Annotated in this window: 15 protein-coding genes; 9 read left to right on the top strand and 6 right to left on the bottom strand. The window is 67.7% G+C overall.

Going from position 1 to position 19,632, the window contains the following annotated elements; all coding sequences use genetic code 11:
* The first annotated feature begins 644 nt into the window (after positions 1 to 644).
* Positions 645 to 1,901, top strand: coding sequence for a plasmid partitioning protein RepA (repA, locus tag P5F91_RS21055; RefSeq protein WP_145608857.1), 1,257 nt, complete (start codon positions 645 to 647; stop codon positions 1,899 to 1,901).
* Positions 1,898 to 2,896: a ParB/RepB/Spo0J family partition protein gene (locus P5F91_RS21060; protein ID WP_277908178.1), complete on the top strand. Its 999-nt coding sequence runs from the start codon at positions 1,898 to 1,900 to the stop codon at positions 2,894 to 2,896. The genes repA and P5F91_RS21060 overlap by 4 nt, the downstream gene beginning before the upstream one ends.
* Positions 2,897 to 3,088: 192 nt before the next feature.
* Here P5F91_RS21060 and P5F91_RS21065 read toward each other — a convergent pair whose 3' ends face one another.
* Both P5F91_RS21065 and P5F91_RS21070 read right to left on the bottom strand, forming a co-directional pair.
* A complete protein-coding gene (locus tag P5F91_RS21065) occupies positions 3,089 to 4,249 on the bottom strand; it encodes a hypothetical protein (RefSeq protein ID WP_277908179.1) in 1,161 nt (386 codons plus the stop codon).
* Between the two features lie 111 nt (positions 4,250 to 4,360).
* Entirely contained in the window at positions 4,361 to 4,627 is a 267-nt protein-coding gene (locus P5F91_RS21070) for a metal-sensing transcriptional repressor (protein ID WP_145608854.1), read from the bottom strand.
* Between the two features lie 232 nt (positions 4,628 to 4,859).
* On the opposite strand from P5F91_RS21070, the gene ada reads away from it, so the two are divergent.
* Together ada and P5F91_RS21080 are read left to right on the top strand one after the other, a co-directional pair.
* Complete coding sequence (gene ada / locus P5F91_RS21075; RefSeq protein ID WP_145608853.1) at positions 4,860 to 5,933, top strand: bifunctional DNA-binding transcriptional regulator/O6-methylguanine-DNA methyltransferase Ada; 1,074 nt, start codon at positions 4,860 to 4,862, stop codon at positions 5,931 to 5,933.
* Positions 5,933 to 6,670: a 2OG-Fe(II) oxygenase gene (locus P5F91_RS21080; protein ID WP_145608852.1), complete on the top strand. Its 738-nt coding sequence runs from the start codon at positions 5,933 to 5,935 to the stop codon at positions 6,668 to 6,670. Before ada ends, P5F91_RS21080 begins: the two co-directional genes overlap by 1 nt.
* Positions 6,671 to 6,873: 203 nt before the next feature.
* Here the strand turns inward: P5F91_RS21080 and P5F91_RS21085 are convergent, their stop codons facing one another.
* The 3 genes from P5F91_RS21085 to P5F91_RS21095 all read right to left on the bottom strand — a co-directional run bounded on the left by P5F91_RS21085 (position 6,874) and on the right by P5F91_RS21095 (position 10,613).
* Positions 6,874 to 7,845, bottom strand: a complete 972-nt coding sequence (locus tag P5F91_RS21085; RefSeq protein ID WP_145608851.1) for a BMP family lipoprotein — start codon at positions 7,843 to 7,845, stop codon at positions 6,874 to 6,876.
* An 11-nt stretch (positions 7,846 to 7,856) separates the two neighbouring features.
* Positions 7,857 to 9,956 (bottom strand): methyl-accepting chemotaxis protein, encoded by a 2,100-nt coding sequence (locus P5F91_RS21090; RefSeq protein ID WP_186454536.1) that lies wholly within the window; start codon positions 9,954 to 9,956, stop codon positions 7,857 to 7,859.
* Between the two features lie 438 nt (positions 9,957 to 10,394).
* A complete protein-coding gene (locus P5F91_RS21095) occupies positions 10,395 to 10,613 on the bottom strand; it encodes a hypothetical protein (RefSeq protein WP_040845900.1) in 219 nt (72 codons plus the stop codon).
* 340 nt (positions 10,614 to 10,953) lie between these two features.
* On the opposite strand from P5F91_RS21095, the gene P5F91_RS21100 reads away from it, so the two are divergent.
* From P5F91_RS21100 to P5F91_RS21110, 3 genes are all read left to right on the top strand, one after another.
* On the top strand, positions 10,954 to 11,592 hold the full coding sequence (locus tag P5F91_RS21100; RefSeq protein WP_277908180.1) for an RT0821/Lpp0805 family surface protein: 639 nt from the start codon (positions 10,954 to 10,956) through the stop codon (positions 11,590 to 11,592).
* A 262-nt stretch (positions 11,593 to 11,854) separates the two neighbouring features.
* Positions 11,855 to 12,976, top strand: coding sequence for a glycosyltransferase (locus P5F91_RS21105; protein WP_277908181.1), 1,122 nt, complete (start codon positions 11,855 to 11,857; stop codon positions 12,974 to 12,976).
* 124 nt (positions 12,977 to 13,100) lie between these two features.
* The gene (locus P5F91_RS21110) at positions 13,101 to 14,813 is read left to right on the top strand and encodes a DUF885 domain-containing protein (protein WP_277908183.1); all 1,713 of its coding nucleotides are present in this window, start codon (positions 13,101 to 13,103) and stop codon (positions 14,811 to 14,813) included.
* Here P5F91_RS21110 and P5F91_RS21115 read toward each other — a convergent pair.
* Positions 14,810 to 15,928 (bottom strand): aromatic ring-hydroxylating oxygenase subunit alpha, encoded by a 1,119-nt coding sequence (locus tag P5F91_RS21115; protein WP_277908184.1) that lies wholly within the window; start codon positions 15,926 to 15,928, stop codon positions 14,810 to 14,812. The genes P5F91_RS21110 and P5F91_RS21115 overlap by 4 nt on opposite strands.
* A gap of 99 nt (positions 15,929 to 16,027) precedes the next feature.
* Here P5F91_RS21115 and P5F91_RS21120 point away from each other — a divergent pair, with 99 nt between their 5' ends.
* Entirely contained in the window at positions 16,028 to 17,515 is a 1,488-nt protein-coding gene (locus P5F91_RS21120) for a tetratricopeptide repeat protein (protein WP_277908185.1), read from the top strand.
* The gene (locus P5F91_RS21125; RefSeq protein ID WP_277908186.1) at positions 17,512 to 19,593 is read left to right on the top strand and encodes an O-linked N-acetylglucosamine transferase, SPINDLY family protein; all 2,082 of its coding nucleotides are present in this window, start codon (positions 17,512 to 17,514) and stop codon (positions 19,591 to 19,593) included. The genes P5F91_RS21120 and P5F91_RS21125 overlap by 4 nt, the downstream gene beginning before the upstream one ends.
* Positions 19,594 to 19,632 lie beyond the last annotated feature (39 nt).

The raw sequence follows: 19,632 nt of genomic DNA on the forward strand, positions 1-19,632 counted from the left end.
ACTCCAGGGTTTGGAAACCAACGGCCAAGGGTTCGGTGACCCGAGACTCCAGGGTTTGGACTCCGCAGCCCCAGGGTTCGGAAACCGGGAGTCGCGGGAATGGTTACCAAATGCGTCATTAAGCTATTGGGAAAACGGCATTTTCTGTCGCTGTAACAGTTAAACCTTATATCTCTTTAACCCTGAATCCTTTTAAAGAAACTATCCACAGGCCAGCCTTTCCGGGACACGGACAATGGCCACGGGATCAAGCTTTGCGGGTTCCACAGCTGGCTTTCCCCTCAAGCTCACTCCCCGATCGATGCGCGCTCGTCATCGGTATTTCAGAGAAAACCCAGGAAATGCGCCATTTCCGACGGGACACCTCATACGTTGGAATTGGTATCCGTTCCCTTGAAGATCGGGGTGCGCCCAATAGAAGATCGCCACGGTTTGCAGTTCCGATCGCCCCGCTTTCAAGGTTACAGTTACCAAAGGCGGTGGCCCAGCCAATTGATGAAATCCCATCAGCGAATTTTTTCGCCTAATCGGCAAAAAATCGATGGTGAGTCAGTTATCCGCATATTTGCCTGAAGATCGCGGTTGGCGTCCGGATCGCGGTTGGGCATTATCCGGCCATCTCTGGCAGCCCCTCGGATACACCAATGACCACCGATGTCAGCGCGCCCGCCGATAACGCCATGCCGGCCGGCGACGACCCCTTGCAAATTTTCCTGGACCACTCGGAAGGCTGTGACGCCATCCAGCGCAAGATCATCGAGGTGCAGGCCTATCCCGGCCACGCCAAGAGCCTGCGCCTATTTCCGACCTCGGAAGCGGCCCGGCTGATCCGTATCTCGGAGAGCCACCTGCGTGCCCTGCTGAAGAACGAGCAGTTCCCCCAGGGCACCGTCATCGGCGGCAACAACCGCCGCGGCTTCACCCTGGCGGAGGTGAACCAGATTCGCCGCCAGCTGTTCCAGCAGACCGGTGACGTGCGCTATCGCGTGGGTCGCGATCGTGAAGCGGGGGAAAAGCTGTCGGTCATCACCGTCGCCAACTTCAAGGGCGGGGCGGCCAAGACCACCCACTCCGTCCACTTGGCGCAGTACCTGGCTCTGCAAGGCTATCGGGTGTTGATGATAGACCTCGACAGCCAGGCCAGCGCCACATCGCTGTTCGGTTTCGTCCCGGATGAGCAGTTCGACCGGTTGGATACGCTGTACCGCCTGTTCACCCTGGACGACAGCCAACGGATTAACGATCTGCGGCCGCTGATCCAGAAGACCTACTGGGACGGGCTGGACGTCATCCCCGCCAACCTTGGCCTGTACTCCACGGAGTTCGAAGTGCCGGTGCGGCAGATGCGCCAGCGGGAACTTCGCTTCTGGCGCATCCTTGCCGACGCCCTGCCCAGCATCGACCAGGATTACGACATCATCGTCTGCGACTGCCCGCCATCGCTCAGCTACTTGTCGATCAACGCCGTCATGGCCGCGAATTTCCTGCTGATTCCCATTCCACCCAGCATGCTGGATTTCAGTTCCGCTGGCCGCTTCTTCCGGATGGTCTATGAAACGCTATCCACCTTGGCGCAAGCCGAAGGCGGTCGGGTGAAGACCTTCGACGCCGTGCGCCTGCTGGTTTCCAAATACCAGACGGCCGATGGCAACCAGAGCCAGTTGGTGAAGTGGATGGGCAGCATCTTCGCCGACACGCTGCTGGAGAACCGCATGGCACTGACCACGGGTCTGGATAGCGCCGGCAACCTGAAGCAGAGCTATTACGAGCTGGAGGCCAGCGACGTGAACCGCCGGACCTATGAGCGCGGACTGGAATATCTGAACAACGTGAACGCCGAGATCGAGCGGGTTATCTGGGACATCTGGAAGCGCACGCCGGCGCGGGAGGGAACGCGATGAGCCGCAAGGACAGAATGGCCGAACTGGACAATGCCATCGGCGACCTGACCGCCACTCGGGCGGCGCGGCCCGTTTCCCCCCGATCCGCTATCCCGATCGTCAACCAGATCGAGAGCGTGTTCCAGGACAGTGCCAAGGAGCTGGAGACGCTGCGCGACAGTGGACGCGTATTGCTGGAGCTGGATCCGGCCGACATCCATAGCACCCAATACCAGGACCGGCACACCGCCGCCTTCGCCGATGCCGCCTTCGCCACCCTGGTGCAGGACATCCTGCGTCATGGCCAGCTGGCACCGGTGCTGGTGCGCCCGGCGGCGGACGGCAACGGATATGAGCTGATCGCCGGTCATCGCCGGACAGCGGCCTGCCGTCAACTGGGTCGCAAGGTGGTGGCGCGGGTGATGCAGGCGGACGACCGCGATCTGCTGATCAAGATGGTGCAGGAGAACGAGGCCCGCGCCGACATCTCCGCCTACGAACGGGCGGTGCAGCTGAAGACCGTGCTGGATACCGGGCTGATGAGCCGGGCTGAGTTGATGGAGCGGCTGGACTTCAGCAAGGGGCATCTGTCCAACCTGCTGAAGTTCGCCGAGCTGCCGGCCACGGTGGTTGCTGCCCTGGATGATCCGAGGCCGTTGAAGATCAGCGATGGGGCCAAGCTGGCTCGCCTGATGGCTGAAAGCGAAGAGGTGGCCGCCCGGGTGGAGGCAACCGCCGGCGAACTGAGCGGGAAGGGGGCGGATGATAATTTGAGCTTCGCCGCCCGTCTGCGTGCCCTGATGGCAGCGGCGCAGGGGGAAGGGGTCCCGGAACCGGAACTGGCTGGGGAGCGCGTCATCCGGTCCCGTACAGGCCAAGTGCTTGTGCGCCTGTCGTTGCATGAGGGGCGGCCCATCCTGCGCCTGGCAGCGGGGTTGCCACCACAGGCCTTGGATGCGCTGTTCGCCCAGTTGCCAGAGGCACTGCGCCGCTGCGGCCTGGATGTGCCGGATTAAGGGTTCGCCTTATCTGTACGGCCAGGGTTCATCCCTGCGGTTTTTCTGAAAAAACTTCGAAACGGCCCCGTCCCCGCGACGGGGCTTTTTTCTTTAAACCGGGACGGCAAACGGGGCGCCTCTTCAAGGGAACGGTTACCGAAGTTTTTTCAGAAAAACCGGCGCTGGAGGGCGGGCCAGAGCGGCTGGATGTCATTCCACCATATAGGCGCGGTAGGCGTCCCGGCCGGAAATCTCCAGGACCAGCCGGTCACGGTGCAACCCATCCAGCAAGGTGCGGGCGGCCGTTCCGCTCATGTCTAGTGCCTGGGCCAACCGGCCGGAGGTGACCACCGGCTGGGCCAAGAGAAAGGTTGCCACCTGTGGCCCCCGCGAGGTGGAACGCTTGGGCCGCAAGGCCTCCGCCAGCCTAACCTCGGCCAGGCGCAGACGACGCAGCAGTACCTCGCCCCGGGCCAGGCCGCGGGCAGCGGCGCTGAGGAAAGCCAGCAGCCAACCTTCCTGCCGATCCGGCCGATACTCCAGGGCATGACCCAGGAAGCCGATGGAGGGCATCAGCACCGGACCGCCGGCGAAGGCAGGATGGGTCGGGCTGACGAAGGTATCTGAACCCTCGAAGGTCACCCCATCCAGATTATGACGACGGGCCATCACCAGGCCCTGACGGGCGGGCCACCAAGCCGCCAGCAGCCGGCCCAGGGCGGCGCCGGCGCTGCGGTCGGCCCGTACCCGATGCCAGTGGGCCAGGAAACCAGCCGCACCGGTGAGCGCAGGCGCGGCCCGGAGGCGTGTCAGGTCATCGGGGGCCAAGGCGGCCTGCAACACGGCCCAACGCTCCTCCGCCTCCACATCGTCGGCTGCCCCATTCCATAGGGAAAAGCCGGTGCTCCGAGTCAGGCGCGTCCGGTCCAGCGCCGCCAATCGACGGGGGGTGTAAAGATGCCGGGGATGGCGGGCCACGATGCGGCGCACGAGATCATAAAGGGGCAGGGCCTGGGCCAAGTCAGGGTCGGGCGCACGGTCAAGGCTGTCCCAGGCCAGCAGGCGCAGGTCGGCTGTGTCGATAAGGACGCCGTTCAGGCGGGCGGAGGCCGCCGCCTCCTCAATGGCCATGCGGTTGATCCAGCCTGCGGCGACGGCGCGACTGCTTGCGGCCAGCCCACAATCCAGCCGCACGAGGGCGGCAGTGGCTCCCTCCAGCGCCAGCAGCTCCGCTGCGGTGTAGGGCTGATTAGGGCCGCCGCCACCTTGTGGAGCGGGGGCGGGGGGGGACGGGGGCTCAGCGATGGCCGGGTCTTGGATTTTGGCCGGGGCATAGGGGTTCCCGGGCACATCCCACCAGTCTTGGCTCATCCTATTCCCCCACACGGCGTCCCCAGAAACATTGGAGATGTACAGGGTGGAAAGCAAGTTATTAAGGATTTAGCTTTTCTCTGATGGAACGAGCACCCCAGCGGTCCGGCATCAAAGGTATTTGATGATCTCGGCCATTTCCGACAGCCGTGCCCGGGTCTCAATGGGCAAGGGGCCGGTGGCCTCCTCCAGATGATGCTCGATATGGTGCAGCACCAGGGCGATCTTGGCCTTGTCCACCGCCTTGACCACGGCCTGCAGCTGCTGGGCGATGGTCAGGGCATCGCGCCCCTCTTCCACCATCTGCACGATCTTGGCGAAATGGCCTTGCGCCCGCTTCAGGCGGTTCAGGATGTCGGGGGTGGTGGCGTGCGTCATCCCTTGACTCCTATCCCCCCAGGGGGGTCAAGTCAAATCACCTATGGGAAATGTCGGGCGATGTGCCGCCGTGTCAGTGAAACCGGCCGGCCGGAGCCCCGGGATTTGACCGCAAGAGCCGGGATGTCGGGGCCGGGGACCAGGGGTACATCAGAGGCAGGAACGACACCATATCAGGATGACGACCATGCCGCCTGTCACCGCACTCCCTATCCCCGCACTTCAGGTCCCGATGACATCCGCCCCGACCCGCGCCCCTCTCGAGGCCGACGCCGATCCACGTTGGCAGGCGCTGCTGAACCGGGACGCCAGCCAGGACGGCCGCTTCGTCTATTCGGTGAAGACCACCGGCGTCTATTGCCGGCCCTCCTGTCCCTCACGCTTGGCCAAACCGCGGAATGTCGCTTTCCATGATAGCTGTGCCGCGGCGGAGCGGGCAGGCTTCCGTGCTTGCAAGCGCTGCAAGCCGGACCAGCAGGGCATCGCCCAGCGCCAGGCCCAGCTGGTGGCGGAGGCCTGCCGCAGCATTGAGACTGCAGAGGAGGCGCCGGGCTTGGAACAACTAGCTGACCAGGCCGGCCTCAGCCCCTATCATTTCCACCGCGTGTTCAAGGCCGTCACCGGCCTGACGCCCAAGGCTTATGCCACGGCCCACCGTGCCCGCCGGGTGCGGGACGAGTTGAGCCGCCCCGGCGTCACGGTCACCACGGCCCTCTATGATGCGGGTTTCAACGCCAGCAGCCGGTTCTATGAGGCGGCGGAGGGCATGCTGGGCATGCGACCGGGCGACTACCGTGCCGGTGGCGCCAATGCCGACATCCGCTTCGCCGTCGCCCAGTGCAGTTTGGGTGCCATCCTGGTGGCGCGCAGCGAGCGCGGCATTTGTGCCATCACCTTGGGCGATGATCCGGACATGCTGGTGCGGGACCTGCAGGACCGTTTCCCCAAGGCGCGGCTGACGGGCGATGATCCGGAATTCGACGCCCTGGTCGCCCGGGTGGTGGGCTTCGTCGAGGCGCCGCGACTGGGCCTGGACCTGCCGCTGGATGTGCGCGGCACTGCCTTTCAGCAACGGGTGTGGCAGGCGCTGCGCGCCATCCCCGCGGGGGAAACGGTGAGCTATGCCCAGGTGGCGGCCAGCATCGGTGCGCCCAAGGCAGTGCGGGCTGTCGCCCAAGCCTGCGCCAGCAACGCCATCGCCGTCGCCATCCCATGCCACCGCGTGGTGCGAACCGATGGCGCGCTGTCCGGCTACCGCTGGGGCGTGGAGCGCAAGCGGGCCCTGTTGGCGTGCGAGAGGGTGTGATGGGGGACATGGGCTCCCGCGATGCCGGCTGCGATGGCATTGCCAGCATCGACGGCTATGACTGGTCAGCGATTTCCACCGAATTGGATGCGTACGGTTGCGCTGTACTTCCCGGGCTGCTGAATCCCGAGACGTGCGGGGAATTGTCGTCCCTGTACGCGCGGGACCACGGCTTCCGCAGCCGGGTGGTCATGGGCCGGCACGGCTTCGGCATGGGCGAGTACAAGTATTGGGCCTACCCCCTGCCGGGCCCGGTACAGGCATTGCGCATCGGTCTCTACTTCCGGCTGGCGCCGCTGGCCAATCGGTGGAACCAGCGACTGGGGGAGGAAGTGCGCTATCCGGACAGCCACGCCGACTTCCTGGCGCTGTGCCATCAGAGTGGCCAGGTGCGGCCCACGCCGCTGCTGCTGCGGTATGGGCCGGGCGACTATAACTGCCTGCACCAGGACCTGTATGGCGACTGGGTGTTCCCCTTGCAGGTGGCCGTCCTGCTGTCGGAACCGGGGCGGGATTTCACGGGCGGGGAGTTCGTGATCACCGAGCAGCGGCCGCGTATGCAGTCGCGGGCCGAGGTGGTGCCCCTGCGCCAGGGTGACGGCGTCATCTTCGCCGTCCACCACCGGCCGCTGTCAGGAACGCGAGGCACCTACCGGGTGAACCTGCGCCACGGCGTCAGCCGACTGCGCACGGGCCAGCGGCACACGCTGGGTATCATCTTCCATGATGCTGTTTGATGCTCTGGCATCCGCGGTTGGCCGATCTTCGTGCGGGACCGGGCGCCTGCCGGCCTAAGTGCACTCTATATATAATGAGCGGCATGAGGTGGTGCCTTATACCGCTGTAGAAGGCGACTGCGTTCGCCCGAGTTTTGTGGGGAGCGTAGCGGACTGCAAAACGAGGATGGCAAGCGGGCGGATGCCCGCGCCCGCAGGGCATCCTAACTAGGGCTCGCGACCTTCACCTGGCCGCTGACGATGGCTTGGCGGGCGCGGGCCACGGCCTCGACGATGGCGGGGGTCCAGACGGCGCGGTTGTCGGCGTCCACCACCACGTCCACCCCGCCCTCCTTCAGGCCCAGGCGCGTGATGCCGGAAGTGAAGGTCTGGCTACGGCCGGCTTCGAAGGCGCGGGCGATGGCCACGTCCAGGCGCTTGACCATCGAGGTCAGCATGTGGCCGGGATAGAGGTAGTTCTGGTTGCTGTCCACGCCCACGCCCAGGGCGCCCTTGGCGTGGCCGATGTCCAGCGCGCCCAAGCCGGACACGCCGGCGGCCGGGAACAGCACGTCCGCGCCGTGACGCAGCATGTCCCGTGCAATTTCCGAGGCGGCGAAGGGGTCGGAAAAGCCCTTGGGATCGCCCGCCACCAGGCCGGTCATCACCGTGGCATCCGGCCGGGTATCCTTGACACCCTGGGCGTAGCCCTTCTCGAACCGCTCGATCACCGTCGCCGGCATGCCGCCGATGAAACCGACCGTGCCGCTCTTGCTGGCCAGGGCCGCCGCCACGCCAACGAGATAGGAACCTTCATTCTCCGCGAACAGGACGGAAGCGACATTGGCGCCCGGCACCACGCCGTCGAACAGGGTGAAGCGTACGTCCGTATGTTGGGGCGCGAAGGCGGCCAACGCGGTCTGAAACCGGAAGCCGATCAGCGCCACGTCGGTGCAGCCGGCGGTGACGGCGGATTGCAGGGCGCCGGGGTAGGCCTCCTCGCCCGCCGGTTCGAACTCGGCCACAGCGACGCCCGTCTTCTGCGCGAAGGTCTGGCTGCCGTCATAAGCCATCTCGTTGAAGCTCTTATCGAACTTCCCAGCCTCGGTATAAACGACACAAGGCTTAAAGGCCGCGGCGCTGGCGATGCTGGCAGTGCTGGCAAATAGGGCGGCCGCGAGGGCGATCCGGATCATGCTGTCTCTCCTCAAGCGGCGGCTTCGGTGGCGCGGACCTGGCCCAGGAATCGGCGCACCGCCTCATCCAGGCGCGCGGCCTGATCGGCTAGTCCTTGGGCGCTGGCCCGGACCTGTCCGGCCGACTCGCCAGTCGATAGGGCGGCGGTGTGCACGCGGCCTATGGTGCTGTTGACCTCTTCCACGCCCAGCGCCGCCTCGCTGATCGACCGGCTGATCTCGGCCGTGGCGGCGTTTTGCTCTTCCACCGCTGCGGCGATGGTGCTGGACACCTGGCTCAGCTGCACAATGGTGCCGCCGATCTGGCGGATGGAATCCACCACGGCGCCCACCGCGCTGCGCACGGCGGCGACTTCGCCGGCGATGTCGCCCGTGGCCTTGGAGGTCTGGCCCGCCAGGCTTTTCACCTCCGACGCCACCACGGCGAAGCCCTTGCCGGCGGCAGCGGCCCGCGCCGCCTCAATGGTGGCGTTCAGCGCCAGCAGATTGGTCTGGCCGGCGATGTCGTCGATCAGCCGGGTGACGCTGCCGATGCGCTCGGCGGCACCGGTCAGACGCTCCACCATGTCAGCGGCCCCATCGGCTTCCTCATTGGCGCGCTGCGAGATGCTGATGGCCTGCTGCAGCTGGCCGCTGATCTCCTGAACCGACAGGGACAGCTGTTCGGTGGCGCCGGCCACGGTCTGGGTATTGCGCGAGGCCGCTTCGCTGGACATCGCCACGGTGTTGGCCTGCTCGGCGGTGGCATCGGCCGACTGGCCCATGCTCTGCGACAGGGCGGTCATCTGCGCCGCCGCATCCACCAGCGCGGCGATGATGCCGCCCACCGACTCCTCGAAGCTGTCGGCCATGGCCGACATGGCCGCCTGCCGCTTCTGCGCCGACTCACGTCGTTCGGTCGCCAGCTGCACGTCATGCTCGCGCACTTGCACGGCGTTGGCGCGGAAAACGGTGACGGTGCGCGCCATCTCCGCGATCTCATCGCTGCCGCGGGTATCGATCTCCACATCCAGGTCGCCGCCGGCAAGCGCCAGCATGCTGCGCGACAGGTTGGCGACGCGGCCAGCGATGCTGCGGCCGACATAAAACACCGCCACGCCGACGGCGATGGCGACACCCGCCAGGCCGGACGCAATCAGCAGGCCGCGGGCGAAGGACACCACGTCCTCCAGCGCCTTGGCCTTGGTGCGCACCTCCGCCTGGGTTTGGGCGCCCAGTTCCGCGCCCAACTTCTGCACCCGCGCGGCGATGGCGGCACTCTGGTGCAGCAGGCCGGTGCTCTGGTCCTGCGCGTCGGCCAGGCGGCTTTTCATCACGGCCAGGCCACCGGCGGTGACGTCGCCGAAGCCGGGTGTGGCGGCAACCGCCTCGCCCAAGGCCACGCGGGTCAACACGTCCAGGCTAGCGGCGACGATGGCGCGGGTATCGGCGGGCAGGGCCGCTTGCGTCGCGCGCAGATGCTGCAGGGCAGCGGAAAGGGCCGCCTTGGCCGCCGCCGGGTCTTCCCCCGCCGTGGCCGGCGTCGCGAGGAGCGCGTCGAAGGCCCGTATCTCAGCCAAAGCGGACAGGACCGCGGGGCTGGGACTGCGACCTAGTGCCGTCATCAGGGCGGCCTGCGCCCTGGCATCGGCCTCGGCCACCGCCTTCTCAGCGGCGGCCACGGCCTGGCGCAGGCGCCAGCGGGCATCTTCCGCGCCGTTCAGCACCTGCAGCAGGGCGGAGAAGCGGCCGCCCAGTACCCGCAGCTCATCCAGCTGCGGCGTCTGGCCCAACTGGGCGTTGGCCTGACGCAAGGCGTCGTTGAAGGCCTTCTCGGCCACGGTCAGGGCCTTGCGGGTGGCTTGCGCCTCTTCATGCGTGGTGGCGATGGAGGCGTCCATGGACGTGCCGGCCAGTCCCTCTGCCGCGCGGGACAGGGCGTCCAGCGTGTCCAGCCGGGGCAGTGTCTCGCCGACGATGCCATTCAGCGTGCTGTCCACACGGGCGTAGGTCAGCCAGCTCTGGCCGGTGATGACCAGCATGGCCAGGATGATGGCGCCAAAGGCCAGGCCCAGGCGCACGGCCAAGCCCAACCGCCGTTTGCCCACCTGGCCTAAGTCGGTGTTCCGCATAATTATAGGCAGTGTCGTCACGGCGACCATGGCTCCGTCCCTTCCCGATGCGGTTGGAGAGGCCTGGGCGCGTCATTCCCCCATGTCACCGGGCGGAGTTCAGCCCCGTCCCGTCCCCCGACCGCCGTCCTCAGAAGCCCCCATCAGGCCGGTTGGACGTCCGTGCAGTCATAGGAAATCTTGATGATCACTGTGTGACAGTCCGGGGGGCGGACAAAGAAAAAACTGACCATATGGTCAAGTCACGGCCTATCCTTCCGGCTAGCGCCCAACCGGGCGGCAGACAGCGGATTCTTTAGGCAAAAATCAGGGAGGGCAGCGGGCTGAAAGCCACAGGTCGCCTAAGGTTGGCGATGTATATTGGATAAACGGATCAGGCCGCGATATCGGTGCGGCACCGTACCCGCGACTCGGGAAGAAATCCCGGTCGCGGGGGGATCAGTGGAAACGGCCGTTGCGGGTGCTCTGCAGCACCATGTCCAGCCCAGCGCGCAGCACGACCATCTGGTCGAAGGACAAGCCGGTCAGCGCCAGGAGGGCGGGCAGCAGGGTGCGGGCGCGGCGGCCGAGGGTATCCATCACGGCGGCGCGGGCCGGTGCGCGGCTGAACAGGGCCGGAGCCGAACGGGCGGCGCAAGCGAGGCAAAGCGTGGTCATCGTCGTCTCCTTTCCTGGCGTCGGGTCCTAGCGGCGGTGCAGCGGGGCTCGGGGCCGGGGTCTAACGTGTTTGATGTCTGAACTATATTTCTGGAACGATTTTGGCGGTAGTTGGGCTTGTCGGCACTCCGCGTTCCATAATTGGAACACTATTGAGGCGGTCAAAAGGGCGCCGCGCGCGACGCTTTATCTCACCCCGATACAACGGCTTGCCGCTTGATCCAGCCCGTGACCGGCCATAAATCGGACGCAATGGCGGTGTTGTATCAATCTGCCCGGCCGCTTGGCTGTGACGGCCCCCGCAGGGGCCATGCTGTTTTCGATGAACAGGAATTCCCGTATGCGACGCCTGACGTTCCGTGCCCTCAGTTCCCTTGCCTTGGCGGTCACCGTGGCCGTCACCGCCGCCACCGTGCCGGCCCTGGCCCAGGATCGCTGGGATGATCATCATCGGGGTGAGGAACGCCGGTGGGACGACCACAGGGGGGACGACCACAGGGGTGGCCCCTGGGCGCCGCATTGGGGCCATTTCCGCGACCATGACGTCTTCATCTATGGCCGCGGACCGGTCATCGTTCCGGAATATCGCCGCCATGTGTACCGCGACGTGGTCGTGCTGCGCCCTTACGGCGTCTATTACACCGGCTATGGCCACTATTACCGGGACGAAGAGGCCTATCGTTGGCTGGGCCTGACGGCCATCACCCTGACGCTGCTGGACAGTGTGGCGGAACAGCAGCAACGCGCGCTTGAGGATGCGCAGATCCGGGCCACCATGGCGCCGGTGGGCCAGCCTGTCGTCTGGAACGACGGCCCGGCCAGCGGCAGCGTCACCGCCCTGCGCGACGGCCACACGACCGATGGCCAGTATTGCCGGGAGTTTCAGCAGAACGTGACCATAGGCGGCCAGACGCAACAGGCCTATGGCACCGCCTGTCAGCAGCCCGACGGCGCTTGGCATGTGGTCGCGGACAACTGATAGTCCGTGTCAGTAACGGCTCGGCGGGGGTGTCCTGGTCGGATACCCCTTATGGCCCTCTATGTTACAGCCCTGCGACAGGTTAGCACCTTCCCCCGCGTATAACGGAACAGTTGCCATTCTGTGGGCGACGGGTGGGGCGCGCCGAAGAAACAGCCAGGCAGTGGTGGTGATGGCCGGCGGCAGTCCGGCGGCACCGCTTCGCATCGCCCACCCCGCCGATCGCAGGACTTTCCAATCCGTAGGGGAGCAGTGCGCCGGCATGTCCTCCATCGCCCTGTCAGACAACCCGGCCGCGCGAGGTGCCACCCGGCGCCTGATCCCGTCCTCGACGGGGGCCGTTACCAGCATCGCCCACGTGATCATCCCCCACGGCTTCGGGGGTGCCGAAAAGCATGTGATGGAACTGGCGGAATTCCAGGCTGACGATCACCAGGTGATGGTCATCCTGGGTCCGGGGGAGGACGGGGGCGTCGGCGCCCGGCACCTTGCCGAATCACTGGACCCGCGGGTGTCGGTGGTGTGGCTGCCGGCGCGCATGCGCACGGCCGCGCTGTTCTGGAAGCTGTTGGCCCTTTGCCCCGATATCGTCCATGCCCACCTAAACACCGCCGCCCGGCGGGTGCTGCGCTGCCGGCCGGGCTGTCCCCGTGTCGTCACCTTGCACAATGGCTTTCGTGCCGGCTTGCATGACCGCTTCGACGGCATCATCCGCATCGCCGACTATCAGGCCCGCATGATGCCGGCGGCGGCCCGTGATCGCTCCGTCACCGTGCACAACTGGGTGTTGCCGCAGAGGGGCGCGCTGACCCGGGCGGAGGCGCGCCTGGCCCTGGGCTTGCCGCAAGACGCGCCCGTTATCGGCGGCATGGGCCGGCTGGAACTGGGCAAAGGCTTCGATGTGCTGGTGGATGCTTACGCCCGCTTGCGCGCCCACCGGCCGGATGCCCGCCTGGTGCTGTTCGGTCAGGGGGCGGAGATGGCCGCCCTGCGTGAGCAGGCGGCACAGCTGGCCTTGGGCGATCGGGTGGTATTCGCGGGCTTCCGCCCCGATGTGCGCCGTTACCTCCCCGCCCTCGACCTGGGCGTCGTCGCCTCCCGCCATGAACCTTTCGGCCTCACCCTGCTGGAATACGCCGACGCCGGTGTGACCCTGGTGGCCACCCGCACCGGCGGGCCGCTGGAAATCCTGGGCTTCGACTATCCCTTCCTCTGCCCGCCCGAGGACGCGGACGCCATGGCCGAGACCTTGCTGGCCGCGCTGGACGGCCGGACGCCCGCCCGGGCCGTGGATCTCACCCGCTTTCGGCCGGAGGTGCAGATGGCCAAGGTTGGCGCGCTATACGCCCAGCTGGCCGGCGCGCAGGCGCCCGTGGCCATATAGACGCGCGCGCGGCTGTGGGGCCTTTCAGGTCGCCTGCCGGCGAATAACCCGTCCATGTCCATCATCAGGCTTGCCCCTCGTGGCTCCTTCGCCTTTCCTGCCAGTCAACGAAAGGAAGGCGGCAATGGGCAAAGCGGCGATTTTTCCTCTGATTTTGATGGCGTTGCTGGCGCCGCTGGCAGCTGAAGCCGGCCCGCTATCCATAGCCCCTCTGGTCGCCGACTACGATGCCCTGCTTCAGGGCGGGAAAGAAGACGGCCGCTGCCTGCCGGACGTCAGGCCCAAAGCGGCGGCCGAGCGGCGGAAGCGCCTGGAGGCGTTCGTTCACCGCCTGGGCGCGATCGACCCCGCCGGCCTGACGCCGGCCGACCGCCTGACCTATCGCTTCATGCGCTGGGACGCGGAGGATCGACTGGCCGGCATGGCCTTCGACCAAGACCGCATGCCCTTCAACAGCGACAGCGGCTTCTACGCCACCCTGACCTACACTGCCAGCCGCACCCATGTGCGCACGAAAGCGGAGGCGGAAGCTTGGCTGGCCTGCCTGGAGGCCGCGCCCGACTATTACGCCGCCAACATTGCCAACGCCCGGCGTGGCATCGCCACGGGGTTTGTCCAGCCGAGGTTGATCGTGGACGCCGTGCTGGACATCGCCCGCAGACAGGCGGACACCCCTTTGGACGAGGACGGCCTGCTGTCACCCTTCGCCGGGTCGGGGGACCCCGCCGCGATGACGGAATGGCGCGCGCGGGCGCGCCAGGTGCTGGCCGACATTGTGCGTCCCGCCCAGCGCGCCTTTGTCACCTTTCTGGAGCGGGAATATCGCCCGGCGGCCCCCGAAAGCCTGGCGGCGCGCGACCTGCCCGATGGTGAGGCCTATTACACCTGGGCGGTCCACCACCACACCACCACCAGCCTGGCGCCGGATGCCGTGCACGAGATCGGCCTGAAGGAGGTGGCGCGCATCCGGGGGGAGATGGAGGCCTTGATCCGCCGCACCAGCTTCACCGGCAATTTCGCGGATTTCCTCGCCTTCCTGCGCACCGATCCGCGCTTCTACGTCACCACGCGCCAGGCGTTGTTGGAAAAGGCCTCGGAGATCGCGAAGCGCATCGACGACCAGCTGCCGAGCCACTTCGGCCGGCTGCCGCGCCTGACCTATGGCGTACGCGAGGTGCCGCGCGATATCGAGGACACGTACACCACGGGCCGCTATTTCCCCGGTGACGCCGCCAAGGGCATTGCCGGCGGCTTTATGGTCAACACCGGCAAGCTGGACCAGCGGCCCCTTTATGAATTGCCGGCCCTGGCCCTGCATGAGGCGGTGCCGGGCCATCACCTGCAGACCGCGCTGGCGGCGGAGCTGGAAGATTTGCCGCCCTTCCGCCGCCGCGCCTATATCAACGCCTATGGCGAGGGATGGGGCCTCTACTCCGAGCAGCTGGGGGAGGAAATGGGCATCTACCGCGATGATTATGAGCGGTTTGGGCGCCTGTCTTTCGACATGTGGCGGGCCTGCCGCCTGGTGGCCGATACCGGCATCCATTGGAAGCACTGGACCCTGGACCAGGCCCGCGCCTGCTTCATCGACAACACCGCCTTGGCCCCGCACAACATAGAGACGGAGCTGCGGCGCTACATCGGTTGGCCGGGGCAGGCGCTGGCCTACAAGATCGGCGAGCTGAAGCTGCTGGAACTGCGCCAGCGGGCCCAGGACAGGCTGGGCGAGCGCTTCAATGAGCGCGCCTTCCACGACGCCGTGCTGCTTTCAGGCTCCCTGCCGCTGGATCTGCTGGAGGAGCAGGTGAATGGCTGGATCGCGGCGCAGGGGCGCTAGCGGCCCATCTCTTTCAGCCAGGCCGCGTGGAAGGCGCGGATGCGTCCCTCGTTATGGCCCAGCAGGGCGGGGCGGCCGGCTTGCTGGCTGCCGGCCCAGGCCGCCTCCGCCACCGACTGGTCCTCCGCCAGCAGCCGGCGGTTGAAGTCGGCGAGATGCCCTTCCACGCCCTGGCGGGCGGCGGCGCTGGCGCCCGGCTGCTGCCTGGCCAATGACAGGCGGTAGCGCAGGTGGCAACGGCCCGGCCGTACCGTGCCGTCCGGCGCGTACACCGGCTCATACGTCTGTACGCTGGCCATCAGGCCGGCGGTCAGGCCGATGGCCAGGTTGGGGAAGATGATGGCGTGGTCATAGTCGGTGAAGGCGGTCAGGGGCGTCAGCTTCAGCCGCTTGGCCGCCCCCTCCCACCAGCGGCGGGTTTCGGCGGTCAGGCCGATGGTGCCGGTACTGTGGGGGCCGTGCTCGGCGCACTTCCAGACGCCCTCGGTGACCGTGCGGAAGGTTTCCGGATGCACGCTGTCGACGTGATAGACCTCCAGCACGTTTTCCATGCCCACCTTCCAGTCCGCACGCCACTCCAGCGGCGCCTGGTCGAAGGGCGCGGCGAAGCCGTCGGACACGGCGTCCAGCCAGGCGCCCAGCGGACCCAGCCAGATGTCCAGGTCGGGCCCGCCGGGAATGAGGCGGACGAAGATGAAGCGGCCGCGCCGTGTCACCTCATATCCGGTCAGGGCCAGGGCGGCCTTGTCCGCCTTGTCCAGCTGGAAACAGGGATCGTTGCCCGGTATGCCCACCGGAACCCCCTCCCGGCTGTAGGTCCAGCCATGATAGGGGCAGCGCAGGGGGCCGTGGCCGCGCTCCGCCGTGTGCAGGCGGGCATGGCGGTGGGAACAGACGTCGCGGAAGGCACGAATGTCGTCATCGAAACGCTGCACCACCACCGGCACGCCGGCGATGGTGCGTACCAGATAGCCGTCGGGCGCCGTCAGTTCGTCATCGAAGCCGACGAAGTGCCACAGGCGGGCGAACAGGGCTTGCGTCTCCGCCGCGGCGGCGGCGGCACCATAATCCTCCGGCCCCACCGCCGCCCGCATCGCGTCCAACCTATCCGTCATGCCCTGAATCCTTTGCCCCAAATCTCTTTCCCCAGTCCAACCGGTTCCCGAGCCCAACCGGGCCTTGTTCCGCCGCCTGGGAACCCTCATTCTGCCGCCATGGCCAATGTGACCGAAGCCCTCTCCGCTGCCTATGAGCATCACGTCGCCGGCCGGCTGGACGCGGCGGTCACACTCTATGGCCGCATCATCGACGCCGAGCCGCGCAACCACGGGGCTCTGCATCTCCTGGGCCTGGCCCGCATCCAGCTGGGTGACTTGGACGGCGCCACCGAAAGCATGATGCTGGCGGCGGCCATCGTCCCGGACAACCCCACCTATCGCAGCAACCTGGGCACGGCGCTGAAGGCCCAAGGCCGATTCGATCTGGCAGAAGAAGCCTATCGCCAGGCGCTTGCCATTGATCCTGGTCATGTCGACGCCATGGCCAACCTCGGCGGGGTGTTGCACGCCACCGGCCGGCTGGCCGCCGCCATCGCGTGCCTGGAGCGGGCGCTGCCCCTGGCGCCCGACCATGCCGTCACCCTGATCAACCTGGGTGTGGCGCTGACGGACCGGGGCCAGCTGCCCCGCGCCCTGGGTTTGCTGCGCCGCGCGGTGGAGGTGACCGCCCCCGCGCCCGGCCAACCCCTGGGCGAACGGGGCGGAGAGGCGCGCTGGGATTTGGCGCTGGCCCTGCTGATGGCTGGTGACTACGCCGCCGGCTGGCCCCAGTTCGAGGCGCGGCGGGGCCGCGCCGGCCATGTCCTGGCCCGGCCGCACGGGCTGGAATGGGATGGCGCCGACCCCGCCGGGCGCACCATCCTGGTGCACAGCGAACAGGGCCGGGGCGACAGCCTGCAATTCGCCCGCTTCATCGCGCCCCTGGCGGCCCGCGGCGCCCGCGTCGTGCTGGCCTGCCAGCCGGAACTGGTCCGCCTGCTGGCCACGGCGCCCGGCGTGGCCCAGGTCGTGTCGACGGCGGATCCCTTGCTGCCCGCCTATGACGTTTTCTGCCCTTTGCTTAGCCTTCCAGGCCGCTTGGGTCTGACCAGCGCTGCGGAGCTGGCGACGGCCCAGCCCTACCTCGCGCCGGATCCGGCCCAGGCGGCGACGTTCCGTGCGCGCTTGATCGACGTCGCGGCCGGCCGGCGGACCGTGGGCCTGTGCTGGGCGGGGGCGCCGGGCAATCCGGTCGACGCCAGGCGCAGCCTGGATCCGGCGCTGCTGGCCCCCTTGGCGCGTTTCCATGACCGGGTCGCCTTCGTCAGCCTGCAGAAGGGCGGCCCTGCCGCCCCGGCCGCCCTGCCGTTGATCGACTGGACGGCGGAGCTGGCGGATTACGCCGACACCGCCGCCCTAGCGGCCACCCTGGACTTGGTGATCACCATCGACACCTCGGTCGCCCATTTGGCCGGCGCGCTGGGCCGCCCCGTCTGGCTGCTGAACCGCTATGACGGTTGCTGGCGCTGGCAGAAGGGGCGGGTGGACAGCCCCTGGTATCCCGGCTTGGTGCAGCTGCGGCAGGAAGAGATGGGCGATTGGCGCGCGCCCCTGTCCCGCCTGACCGCCCGGCTGGGCGCCTGGCTGGCCGCCCCGACACCATGACGCCGTTGCATCAGGCCGTGGCCCGCCACCAAGCGGGCGCCTTGGATGAGGCGGCGGACCTTTACGCCCAGGTGCTGGCGGCGGAGCCGCATCACCCGGATGCCCTGCATCTGCTGGGTGTGCTGCGCGGGCAGCAAGGGGATCCGGCAGCGGGTGAGGGGCTGGTGGCGCGCGCCGCCGCCCTGCGGCCGGATGCGGAAATTCTGACCAACCTGGGCCGCCTGCGCGCAGCGCTGGGTCGCCTGCCGGCGGCGGAGGCCGCGTTCCGCGCCGCCCTGGCCCGCGATGACTCCCATGCCGGCGCCGCCTTCGCCCTGGGCACCCTGCTGCTGAACCTGAACCGTCCGGGCGAAGCGCTGGCACCGTTGGAGCGGGCAGCGGCGCTGGACCCGGCGCATGGCGCGGCCCATGCCAACCTGGGTGTGGCCCTGCACCGCATGGGCCGCCTGGTGGAGGCCGAAGGCGTTCTGCGCGCCGCCGTCGAGGCCGATCCTACGCAGGCCATCGCCCGTTTCAACCTGGCCTCCGTCTTGGAAGACCTGGGGCAGCTGGATGTGGCGGAAATGGAATACCGGGCGCTGACGGCCCAGCGGCCGGACATGGCCGATGCCTGGCTGAACCTGGGCATCTTGCTGCAGCGCCGGCACCGCGATGTGGAGGCGCGCCCTTGCCTGCAGGCGGCGCTGGACCGGGGCACCAGCCGGCGGGCGGGCGCCCTGGCCCATCTGGTGCACATCGACGCCCGCCTCTGCCGCTGGGACGACGTCGCGGCGCGGACGTCGGATCTGCTGGCCGCGGTGCAGGCGGGCGACGACAGTGCTCCGCCCTTCGCCGTGCTGTGCCTGGATGTGGATGAGGCCTGGCACCAGCGGGCGGCCCGCCTGCACGCGGCGACCGTGGCGCGCTCGGCCGGCGCGCCCTTGCCGCCGGCCAGCCTGGGACCCGCCGGAGAACCGTTGCGCGTCGGCTACCTCTCCGCTGATTGGCACCAGCACCCCACCGCCTACCTGATGGCCGGCGTGTTGGAACGCCATGACCGTGCGGCGGTAGCGGTCACCGCCTTTTCCTATGGGCCCGACGACGGCAGCCCAATGCGGGCGCGGCTGCGGGCCGGGGCCGACCGCTTCGTTGAACTGCGTGGCCTGGATGACCGGGCGGCGGCGCAAGCCATTCGTGCTGCCGGCGTGGACATCCTGGTCGACCTCAAGGGTTATACCGAGGGGGGGCGGCCCGGCATCGCCCAGCTGCGCCCCGCCCCGGTTCAGGTTCAGTACCTGGGCTATCCCGGCACCCTGGGCCGTGGGGCGGGCATTGATTATGTGCTGGCCGACGCCGTGGTGCTGCCGCCGGAGCGGACGGGCTTCTGGGATGAGGCGGTGGTGCGCCTGCTTGGTTGCTATCAAGCCAACGATGGGAAGCGGCCCGTCGGCCCGCCGACCACACGCGCGGACTGGGGCCTGCCGGCCGACGGCGTCGTCTTCGCCTGCTTCAACGCCGCTTACAAGCTGACGCCGGAGGTCGTGGCTTGCTGGGCCCGGCTGTTAGCCAAGGTTCCGGGATCGGTGTTGTGGCTGCTGGATCCGGGATCCGCTCTGCCGGCATTGCAGGCAACGCTATCAACCGAGGGTGTCGATCCCGGCCGCCTGGTGGTGGCGCCGGCCCTGCCCAAGGCGCGCATGGCCGACCACTTGGCCCGCCACGCCTGCGCCGATCTGTTCCTGGATACCCATCCGGTGAACGCCCACACCACGGCGGCCGATGCGCTTTATGCCGGCCTGCCGGTGTTGACCCGGGCGGGCGGCCCCTTCATTTCCCGGGTGGCCGCCAGCCTGCTGACGGCCTTGGGATTACCGGACCTGGTGACGTACAGCCTGGAAGCGTACGAGGTCGCAGCCCTGAGTTTGGCTCGGGATTCGGCGCGTTTGACGAATGTACGCGCCCGTCTGGCCGCCGCCCGGACGCTCCCCGGCGGGCCCTTCGACACGGACACGTTCTGCCGCCGGCTGGAAAAGGTGTACGCCCGCATGGCGGGGCGGGTGCGGGACCGGCTACCACCCCTGGGGTTCGATGTGACGTAAGCATACCTCGCCCGGCGCGAGGGATGCCCACCATACCGG

It is taken from the genome of Nitrospirillum amazonense (assembly GCF_029594735.1).
GTDB classification, from domain to species: Bacteria; Pseudomonadota; Alphaproteobacteria; order Azospirillales; family Azospirillaceae; genus Nitrospirillum; species Nitrospirillum amazonense.